Source organism: Falsiroseomonas sp. RANM36 (assembly GCF_056682175.1).
The window spans coordinates 936,049-945,548 of the sequence record NZ_JBWXTD010000003.1; the positions used below are offsets into that span (position 1 = coordinate 936,049).

At 71.3% G+C, this 9,500-nt stretch carries 11 protein-coding genes; 2 read left to right on the top strand and 9 right to left on the bottom strand.

The annotated features are described in order from the left end of the window. The first annotated feature begins 111 nt into the window (after positions 1-111). Complete coding sequence (gene truB / locus AC1MIR_RS09300; protein WP_480027887.1) at positions 112-1,170, top strand: tRNA pseudouridine(55) synthase TruB; 1,059 nt, start codon at positions 112-114, stop codon at positions 1,168-1,170. A gap of 16 nt (positions 1,171-1,186) precedes the next feature. Next, entirely contained in the window at positions 1,187-1,465 is a 279-nt protein-coding gene (rpsO, locus tag AC1MIR_RS09305; RefSeq protein WP_480027888.1) for a 30S ribosomal protein S15, read from the top strand. A gap of 73 nt (positions 1,466-1,538) precedes the next feature. Here the strand turns inward: rpsO and AC1MIR_RS09310 are convergent, their stop codons facing one another. From AC1MIR_RS09310 to AC1MIR_RS09350, 9 genes are all read right to left on the bottom strand, one after another. After that, positions 1,539-1,733 carry a CsbD family protein gene (locus AC1MIR_RS09310; RefSeq protein WP_480027889.1) on the bottom strand — a complete coding sequence of 65 codons (195 nt, stop codon included), beginning with the start codon at positions 1,731-1,733 and terminating at the stop codon, positions 1,539-1,541. A gap of 75 nt (positions 1,734-1,808) precedes the next feature. Beyond that, on the bottom strand, positions 1,809-3,152 hold the full coding sequence (locus tag AC1MIR_RS09315; RefSeq protein WP_480027890.1) for an aspartate aminotransferase family protein: 1,344 nt from the start codon (positions 3,150-3,152) through the stop codon (positions 1,809-1,811). Between the two features lie 31 nt (positions 3,153-3,183). After that, on the bottom strand, positions 3,184-3,564 hold the full coding sequence (locus tag AC1MIR_RS09320; RefSeq protein WP_480027891.1) for a RidA family protein: 381 nt from the start codon (positions 3,562-3,564) through the stop codon (positions 3,184-3,186). Positions 3,565-3,575: 11 nt separating this feature from the next. Continuing rightward, positions 3,576-4,820 carry a NupC/NupG family nucleoside CNT transporter gene (locus AC1MIR_RS09325; RefSeq protein ID WP_480027892.1) on the bottom strand — a complete coding sequence of 415 codons (1,245 nt, stop codon included), beginning with the start codon at positions 4,818-4,820 and terminating at the stop codon, positions 3,576-3,578. Then, positions 4,817-5,845 (bottom strand): DNA recombination protein RmuC, encoded by a 1,029-nt coding sequence (locus AC1MIR_RS09330; protein ID WP_480027893.1) that lies wholly within the window; start codon positions 5,843-5,845, stop codon positions 4,817-4,819. The genes AC1MIR_RS09325 and AC1MIR_RS09330 overlap by 4 nt, the downstream gene beginning before the upstream one ends. A 44-nt stretch (positions 5,846-5,889) precedes the next feature. Further along, entirely contained in the window at positions 5,890-6,501 is a 612-nt protein-coding gene (locus AC1MIR_RS09335; RefSeq protein WP_480027894.1) for a carbonic anhydrase, read from the bottom strand. Between the two features lie 73 nt (positions 6,502-6,574). Further along, positions 6,575-8,149, bottom strand: a complete 1,575-nt coding sequence (gene purH / locus AC1MIR_RS09340) for a bifunctional phosphoribosylaminoimidazolecarboxamide formyltransferase/IMP cyclohydrolase (RefSeq protein WP_480027895.1) — start codon at positions 8,147-8,149, stop codon at positions 6,575-6,577. 10 nt (positions 8,150-8,159) lie between these two features. Further along, a complete protein-coding gene (locus tag AC1MIR_RS09345; protein ID WP_480027896.1) occupies positions 8,160-8,873 on the bottom strand; it encodes a hypothetical protein in 714 nt (237 codons plus the stop codon). After that, a partial coding sequence (locus AC1MIR_RS09350) for a glycosyltransferase (RefSeq protein WP_480027897.1) occupies positions 8,873-9,500 on the bottom strand: 628 nt, incomplete at its 5' end. The genes AC1MIR_RS09345 and AC1MIR_RS09350, both read right to left, overlap by 1 nt.

Below are 9,500 nucleotides of genomic sequence, written 5' to 3' on the forward strand. Positions count from 1 at the left end.
ACCGGGCATCAGCTGCTCTAGAATCATTGTTCCTAGAGCACGACCTTCCGATCGACTGATTCCAGTCGATCGGAACGTGCTCTAGCTGCCCGGCCTCTCCCGGAGACAGGCATGAGCGAGCGTAGGGGTGACGGCCGCGGCCGTCCCGGTGGACAGGGCGTCGGCGGAAAGGGCGTCGGCGGGCAGCGCGGGCATGGCGGCCATCGCCGGCAGAACCGCAAGCCCAAGGGACGGCCGCTGGATGGCTGGCTGATCGTGGACAAGCCCTCCGGCATCGGCTCGACCGATGTCGTCAACAAGGTGAAGCGGCTGTTCGACGCGCAGAAGGCCGGCCATGGCGGCACGCTCGATCCGCTCGCCACGGGCCTGCTGCCGGTCGCCTTCGGCGCGGCGACCAAGACCGTTCCCTATGTGATGGACGGCACGAAGACCTACACCTTCACCCTGAAATTCGGCGAGGCGCGCGACACCGACGACGCCGACGGCAAGGTGATCGCGACCAGCGAGGCACGGCCGACCGACGAGCAGATCAGGGCGGCGCTGCCGGCCTTCCGCGGCGACATCATGCAGGTGCCGCCGATCTATTCCGCCATCAAGATCGCCGGCGAGCGCGCCTATGACCTGGCGCGAGAGGGCCAGGCGGTGGAGATCGCGCCGCGGCCCGCGCGCGTGGACCGGTTCGAGCTGATCGGGCGGCCGGATGCCGACACCGCCATCTTCCATGTGGAATCCGGCAAGGGCGTCTATATGCGCAGCCTCGCGCGCGACCTCGCCCGCGCCTGCGGCACGGTCGGGCATATCGCCGCCCTGCGCCGGCTGCGGGTCGGACCCTTCCGCGAGGAGCATGGAATCCCGCTGGACAGGCTGCTCGGTTCGGGCGATACCCCGCCCCCTTCCCCGGACCTTCTGCTTCCGGTCACGACCGCGCTGGCCGACATCCCGGCACTGGCCGTCACCGAAGCCGAGGCCGCCCGCCTCTTCCAGGGCCAGGCGCTGAGCCTGGTGGACCTGATGGGACGGGTTCCGGACGCTGCCGACCCGAATGGCGGGTTGGTGCGCGCCATGGCGGGGGGGCGCCTGATCGGCCTCTGCCGGCTCGAGGACGGATGGATGCACCCCGAGCGGGTGCTCACCGGCGAGCGCGCGGAGGTCGGGGGCGATCAACCCTGACTGCGAAGGACACGCGATGTCGACGACGACGACCAGCGCCGAGAAGCGCGCCGAGATCATCCAGAACTACGCCACCAAGCCGGGCGACACCGGCAGCCCCGAGGTGCAGGTGGCGCTGCTGTCGGACCGGATCTCTGGCCTGACCGAGCACCTCAAGGCACATCCGAAGGATTTCCACAGCCGGCGCGGGCTGCTGGTGCTGGTTGGCCAGCGGCGCGGCCTGCTGGACTACCTGAAGAAGAAGGACGTGTCGCGCTACGAGAGCCTGATCGGGCGCCTCGGCCTGCGCCGCTGACGGCAGGCGACGGGACACGCGAAAAAAGGCCGGGAGGGCTCGCCCTCCCGGCCTTTCCCTTGCCCGCGGCCGATCAGGTGCGGTTGCCGCCGTCCACCGCGTCGCGCACGGCGTCCTTGGCCTCGCCGGTCTTCTCCTGGATCTTGCCCTTGGCCTTGTCCAGGTGGCCTTCGGCCTCCATGCGCTCGTTGCCGGTCAGCTCGCCGACCGTCTTCTTCACTTCGCCCTTCACCTGATTGCCCATGCCCTTGAGGCGGTCCTTGTCCATGCGTTCGGCTCCCGTTCAGTCGCGGCGCGATTGCCGCGTCTGGGGGAAGAACGCGGCAGGGCCGCCCGGGTTCGATCAGCCTTGCGGCAGGCCGGCGAGGGCGGCTTCCACCGCATCGCCGAAACGTTCGACGATCGCCTCCACCTGATCGGCGGTGACGATATAGGGCGGTGCGAGCAGCACATGGTTGCCCTGGCGGCCGTCGATCGTGCCGCCCATCGGATAGCAGGCGAGCCCGCGCTCATAGGCCTCCGCCTTCACCCGCTCGTGCAGTTGCAGCGCGGGATCGAAGGGGCGCTTCGTCGCGCGGTCGGTCACGAACTCGGCGGCCCAGAAAAGGCCGCGGCCGCGGATGTCGCCGACATGGCGGTGATTGCCGAGGCGCTCCGTCAGGCGCTCGCCGAGCAGGGCGCCCATGCGCCGCACATTCTCCAGCAGGTTCTCCTCCCGGATCACCTGCTGCACGGCGAGTGCCGCGGCGGCGGCGACGGGATGCGCCTGGTAGGTGTGGCCATGCATGAAGGCGCCGGAGCCGTCGCGGATCGCCGCCACCACCTTGCCGGCGATCAAGATGCCGCCGACCGGCTGGTAGCCGCCGCCCAACCCCTTCGCCACCACCTGGATGTCGGGGGCCACAGCGTCCTGTTCCCAGGCATGCATGGTGCCGGTGCGGCCGATGCCGCACATCACCTCGTCCAGGATCAGCAGCGCGCCGTGCCGATCGCAGATCCTTCGGACCGCGTCGAAATAGCCCGGCAGGGCGGTGACGCAGCCAAGCGTCGCACCCACCACCGGTTCCGCGACGAAGGCGGCGACATTGCGCGGGCCGAGGCGCTGGAATTCCGCTTCGAGTTCCGCCGCCAGGCGCGCGACATAGTCGGCTTCCGATTCGTCGTCGCGGCGGTCGCGATACGCATAGCAGGGCGAGACATGGGAGAAGGCGTCGCTCAGGATCGGCGCGTAGGGCGCGCGGCGCATGGCGTTGCCGCTGGCCGCCAGCGCGCCGAGCGTGTTGCCGTGATAGCTCTGCCGCCGGGCAATGAATTTCGTGCGTTGCGGCTCGCCGCGTTCCAGGTGGTACTGGCGGGCCATCTTCAGCGCGGCCTCGGTGCCTTCGCTGCCTGACGAACACAGGTAGAGATGGGTCAGGCCGCCCGGCTCATCCGCCAGCACCAGGTCGGCCAACGCCTCCGCGCTCTCGCAGGAATAGAGCGCGGTATGGGCGTAGCAGAGCTTCTCTTCCTGGGCGCGCATGGCGGCGAGGACGCGCGGATGGCCGTGGCCGAGGCAGGCCACCGCGGCGCCGCCCGATCCGTCCATCACGGTCCTGCCGTTCGAATCACGAACGAAAATGCCCTCGCCGGACAGGGCCAGCGGCGGATCGCTGCGCAGGTTGCGCTGGAGCAGGCGGCTTCGCATGGGGCGATGCAATCCCCGCCGCACCACGGCGTCAAGCGGCGGCCAGCGCGATGCAGGAAAAGCCGATGCGCGCATCGGTCGGCACGCCGAAACGGACCGTGTGGCGCGCCGGCAGGCCGTTCGGGAAGTGCTTCACGTATTCGGCGTTGCATTCGTGGTAGTCGGCCGGATCGGTGATCAGCATGGTCACCATCACCACGCGATCCATGGAGCTGCCGGCCTCGGCCAGGATGCGCGCCATCTCGGCCAGGGCCTCCCGCACCTGCTCCGTCGCGCTCTCGCCGCGATGGACGCCGTTCAGCGGGTCATGCGGGGCGGAATGGCCGGAGACGAAGACGAAGCCGCCCGCCCGCGTCGCGTGGCTGAACGGGCGCGGGGAGCCGGGATGCGGTTCGCCGAAGAATTCGATCATGCTGGTCCTCCCTATGGCGCGGTCAGCAGCCCGACCACGGCGCCGGTCATGCAGCAGGCGATGGTGCCGGACACCAGCGCGGGCAGTCCAAGCTTCACGATATCGGCGCGCCGCTCCGGGCACATCGCCACCATGCCGCCCAACATGATCCCGACCGAGCCGAAATTGGTGAAACCGCACAGCGCATAGGTCAGGATCAGCCGCGTCCGTTCCGCGAGCCCGAGGCCGCCGGACATGCCGAGCTCGAGATAGGCGACGAACTCGTTGACGACGAGCTTGGTGCCGAGGGAGCCCGCCACCGTCATCGCCTGCTCGGCCGGCGCGCCCATCGCCAGCGCGACCGGCCAGAACAGGAAGGCGGCGAGGCGCTGCAGCGTGAGGCCGGCCAGCGGCTCCAGCGCCATGTTCACCAGCGCGACCAGCGCGATGAAGACGATCAGCATCGCCATGATTCCGAGCAACAGGTTGAGGCCGTCCATCGTGCCGCGCACCACCGCTTCCATCGCGCTGTCGTAGATCCGCGGCGTCTCCGGCTCGCGCTCCGGCGCGACGGCGTCCGTGTCGGGTGGGATCATCAGCAGCGCAACCAGCACCGCGGCGGGGGCGGAGATCAGGCTGGCGGTCAGAAGCTGGCCCGCGGCGTCCGGCACCACGGGCGCGATGAACAGCGCATAGACCACCAGCATGTTGCCGCTGATGGTCGCGAGGCCGGCCGTCATCACCACGAAGAGACCGCTGCGCGACAGGCTGCCGATCCAGTGCCGTACCAGCAAAGGCGCCTCCACCATGCCGACGAAGACATTCGCGGCGGTGGCGAAGCCGGTGGCGCCGTCTATGCCGAAGGCGCGGCGCAGCAGTCGCGACAGCGCATGCACCACGAAGGGCAGCACGCGCCAGTGATAGAGCAGGGCGGAGAGCGCGCCGACCACGAGGACCAGGGGCAGCGCCTGGAAGAACAGGATGAAGCTCGATCCGGGGACCTTCTCGTCGAAGGGCAGCGGCGCGCCGCCGAGATAGCCGAAGACCAGCGACGTGCCCTGCCGCGTCGCCGCGGCCAGCGCGTTCACGCCGTCGCCGAACAGCGCGAAGCCCGCCCGCAGCGGCGGCACATTCAGCAGCAGCACGGCGATGAGCAACTGGAGGCCGAGCCCCGCGACGACGATCCGCCAGGAGACGCGCCGGAAGCCGCCGAGCGCCCAGGCCAGCAGGCACAGCGCCAGCAGGCCGGCGGCGGATTGCAGTTGCAGCGGGGTCATTCGGCGGCCTTCAGCGGTGGGTCGTCCGGGATGTCCAGCGCGCGGATCGCCTCGCCGCGTCGCGCGATCTTCTCGGCGCTGGTCTCGATCTCGCGCATGTCCTGGCCCATCGCGGCGTGATGCGTGCGCAGCGCGGCGACGCGGCGCTCGAGCCGCGCGGTCTCCTCGGCCAGCGACTCCACCTCGGCGCGGATGCGCCGCGCCTCTTCCTGCAGCCGCGCGTCGCGCAGCAGGCCGCGCATGGTGTTGAGCACGGCCCAGAGCGTGGAAGGGCCGACGATGTGCACATGCCGCCGCGCCGCCTCCGCGACCAGCTCCGGCAGATCGGCGTGCAGCGTGGCGTGGACAGCCTCGCTCGGCACGAACATCAGCGCGCCCTCTGCCGTCTCGCCGGGCAGGAGGTATTTGCGGGCGATGTCCGAAACATGCCGGCGCACGTCGTTCGCGAAGCGGCGCCGCGCCAGGTCGCGCGCGGTTTGCGTCGGCGAATCCTGCCAGGCGGACCAGGCTTCCAGCGGGAATTTCGCGTCCACCGCGATCGGGCCGGGCGGGAAGGGCAGCAGCACCAGGCAGTCGCACCGCGTGCCGTTGGACAGCGTGTGCTGCCACCGGAAGCCCTGGGCGGGCAGGCGGTCCGCGACGAGGTCGCGCAGCTGCACCTCGCCCAGCGCGCCGCGGGCCTGCTTGTTGCCGAGGATGGCGGCGAGCGAGGTCACCTGCCCGCCCAGCGCCGCGATGTTCGCCTGCGCCGCGTCGATCACCGCCAGGCGCTGCTGGATGGCGCCGGCGGTTTCCTGCGTGCGCTGCGCAGCGGCGTCGAGCCGCTCGGCCAGGCTGCGTTCCTGGATGCGCAGCCTTTCCTCGGTGCGGGCGGAGAGACGTTCCTGCGACGCGGCGAGCGCCTCCAGCGTGGCGGAAAGGCGCGCGAGATGCTCCGCCTGCCGCCCGCGCAGCGCGGCGAGCAGCAGCAGCGCGGCCAGCGCCACGGCGGCGGCGATCAATGCAGGCGGCAGCCAATCCGGCACGCGAACCCAGAACTCCCCGATTCGGGCGGGGATTCTGGCACGGATCAGGCGGGTGTGAATCCGCCCGTCGTGCCGTCCAGCACCATCAGGCGCCCGGTGGCCACGCCGAAATGGGCGCCGCGCAGGCGCAGCGCCCCGCTTGCCACCGCCTCGGCCACCCAGGGGAAGGTCATGAGGTTCGCCAGCGAGATGCGGATCGCCTCCTGCTCTGCGGCTTCCTGGGCGGCGACGGGATCGTCGCAGCGCAGCGCGGCGGCGCGGGCGGTCTCGGCGATGCCGATCCAGCCGGCGACGAAATCCGCCGCCGCATCCGGCGTGCCCTCGATCAGCGCGCGGATGCCGCCGCAGAGCGCATGGCCCATCACCACGATCCGCCCCACGCCGAGCACGCGGACGGCGAATTCCACGGCGGCGCTGGTGCCGTGGAAGGCGGCGTCCGGCATGTAGGGCGGCACCAGGTTGGCGACGTTGCGCACGACGAAGAGCTCGCCCGGCCCGGCCGAGAAGATCATCTGCGGATCCACGCGGCTGTCGGAGCAGGCGATGACCATGGTGTGCGGCTTCTGGCCCTGCGCGGCCAGTTCCTCGAACCGCGCGCGCTGCTGCGGCCAGGTTTCCTCGCGGAATTTTCGGTAGCCGTCGAGAAGCGGGCCCATGCCTTCACGTCTGCTGTGGCGCGGCCCCCACCCTAGCCCTCCCCCGCAAGGCGGGGGAGGGAAGAGCGCGTGATCAATGCCTGAAGTGGCGCATGCCGGTGAAGACCATGGCGAGGCCGGCCTTGTCGGCGGCCTCGATCACCTCCTTGTCGCGGATCGAGCCGCCGGGCTGGATCACCGCCGTGACGCCCGCCGCGGCGGCGGCTTCCAGGCCGTCGGCGAAGGGAAAGAAGGCGTCGGAGGCGACGACGCTGCCCTTGGCGAGGCTCTCGGGCAGACCCGCCGCCTGCGCCGCGGCCTCGGCCTTCCAGGCGGCGATGCGCGCGGATTCCAGGCGGTTCATCTGGCCCGCGCCGATGCCCGCCGTCGCCAGGCCCTTCGCATAGACGATCGCGTTGGACTTCACATGCTTGCAGACGCGGAAGGCGAAGAGCAGGTCGGCGAGCTCGGCCGGCGTCGGCGCGCGCCGGGTGACGGTGCGCAGCATCGCCTCGCTCACGCGGCCGTCGTCGCGCGTCTGCGCCAGGAAGCCGCCGGCGACCGACTTCACCAGCAGGCCGGGCGCGGCGGGATCGGGCATGCCGCCGGTCAGCAGCAGGCGCAGGTTCTTCTTGCGGGCGAAGACCGCCTGCGCGGCGTCGTCGGCATCCGGCGCGATGACGACCTCGGTGAAGATCGCGGCGATGCGCTCCGCCGCCGCCGCGTCCAGCCTGCGGTTCGCGGCGACGATGCCGCCGAAGGCGGAGACGGGATCGCAGCGCAGCGCGAGGTCCCACGCGGCGGCGAGATCGTCGGCCTCCGCGACGCCGCAGGGATTGGCGTGCTTGACGATGACGATGGCCGGGCGGTCGAACTCGGCGACGCATTCGAAGGCGGCGTCGGTGTCGTTGAGGTTGTTGTAGGACAGCTCCTTGCCCTGCACCTGACGCGCCGTCGCGATGCCCGGGCGTGCGCTGCCATCCACGTAGAAGGCGGCCTGCTGGTGCGGATTCTCGCCATAGCGCAGGCCCTGCCGCAGCACGCCCGCGACCGCCAGCCGCTGCGGGAATTTTTGGTTCGTCTGCTGCGCGAACCAGGTGGAGATGGCGGCGTCATAGGAAGCGGTGCGCGCATAGGCTGCGGCGGCGAGGCGGCGGCGCAGGGCGAGAGTCGTGCCGCCCTCCTCCAGCTCCGCGCGGACATCGTCGAGCTGGTCCGGCTCGGTCACGACTACGACGCTGTCATGGTTCTTCGCGGCGGAACGGATCATCGCGGGGCCGCCGATGTCGATGTTTTCGATGCACTCGTCGAACGGCGCATCTCGGGAAATGGTGGACTCGAAGGGGTAGAGGTTCACCGCGACGAGGTCGATCGGCGCGATGCCGTGCGCCTCCATCTGCGCGCGATGCGCGTCGAGGTCGCGGCGGCCGAGCAGGCCGCCATGCACCTGCGGCACCAGCGTCTTCACGCGGCCGTCCAGGATTTCGGGGAAGCCGGTGTGCTCCGACACGTCCTTCACCGGGATGCCGGCGGCGCGGATCGCCGCGGCGGTGCCGCCGGTGGACAGGATCTCGGCGCCCTGCGTGGCGAGGAATTGCGCAAACTCGACGATGCCCGTCTTGTCGGAGACGGAGAGCAGCGCGCGGCGGACGGGGATTCTGTCGGTCATGGGGCGCGGTCTAGTCCTGTCCTGGTCCGGCCTGCAACCGCGCCGGCGGATCGGTCGCCACACCCCGGTCGTGCCGCCACTCGGCCAGCTCCTCGGGGCTCATGGTCAGGATCCAGGAGGCGAAGACCTTGGCCTCGCCTGCTCTCTCCTTGGGCTGCAGGCCTGCCATCAGGCTTTGCCACAGGAGGGGCTCCCGCGCGGCGGCCATGGCGAGGCTGCGGCGGTCTTCGCGCGCCTGGCGCTTGCGCGCCGCCGGGCTCGGCCGCTCGATCTCGGCCGGCTTCGCGCGCGGCGCGAAGGGCGTGTAGCGCCAGCCGATGAAGCTCGGCACGGCGCGCACGCCGGTGATCTCGCGCGGCGCGATCGCGCGCGGCACCAGCACCTGCATCCCGCGCGGGCCGGGCGTGGCACGCATGAAAGCCGCCACCGCCTCCGCGGCGGAGACCACGCGATGACCGTCGCCGAAGACGCCGACGAGCACCTTCTCCTCGTCCGGCAGGCGGAACTGCACCGCGGTCCCGCGCCGGCCACGCCCGGGGCCGGCGAGCTCGCGCATCCAATGGAAGGTGGATTCGGCATCGCGCATCACGGGGGCGCAGAACACGTAGCGCCGTGGCCAGCCGGGCGGGGCGTAGCGGCCGAAGTCGCGCCGGGACGGCTTGATGCCGGCGCGGCGGATGTCGCGCAGCAGGCGTTCGTCGGTGATGTGGACGAAACTCGCCATCAGCCTTCCAGCAGCGCGATGGTGCGCGCCACGACCTTCGCCTCGTCGAAACGGTCGAGCGCGCGCGCCCGCCCGGCCGCGCCCATGCGCGCCCGCAGCGCCGGATCGGCGGCGAGGCGCGACAGGGCCTCGGCCAGCGGCGCGACGGTCATCGGCGGCACCAGCAGGCCGGTCTCGCCCGCCGCCACCATCTCGCGCGGGCCGCGGATGTCGGTGGAGAGCACGGGCAGGCCGGTCAGCATCGCCTCGATGCCGGACATCGGCAGGCCCTCGAAATGCGAGGGCAGGCAGAAGACGTCGGCGGCGGCGAGCACGCGGTTCACGTCCTCGCGATAGCCCAGGCGCACCAGGCGCCGGCCCAGCGCGGCGGCGGCGCGGCTGAAATGCGGCGCGATGTCCTCGCCATGGTCGGTCGGCAGGCGCTCGCCGACCACCCACAGCACGCAGTTGTCGGGCGTGTCGCGCATCGCGGCCAGCAATTCGGGATAGCCCTTGTGCCGCACCATGCGGGAGACGGCGACGACCACGCAGTCGTCCTCGCGCGCGCCGAATTCGGCGCGGATCGCGGCGCCCGCCCCGGGGGCCGGGGGGGAGCGGGCCGGGGCGCGCCCCGGCACCCCCCCCGGG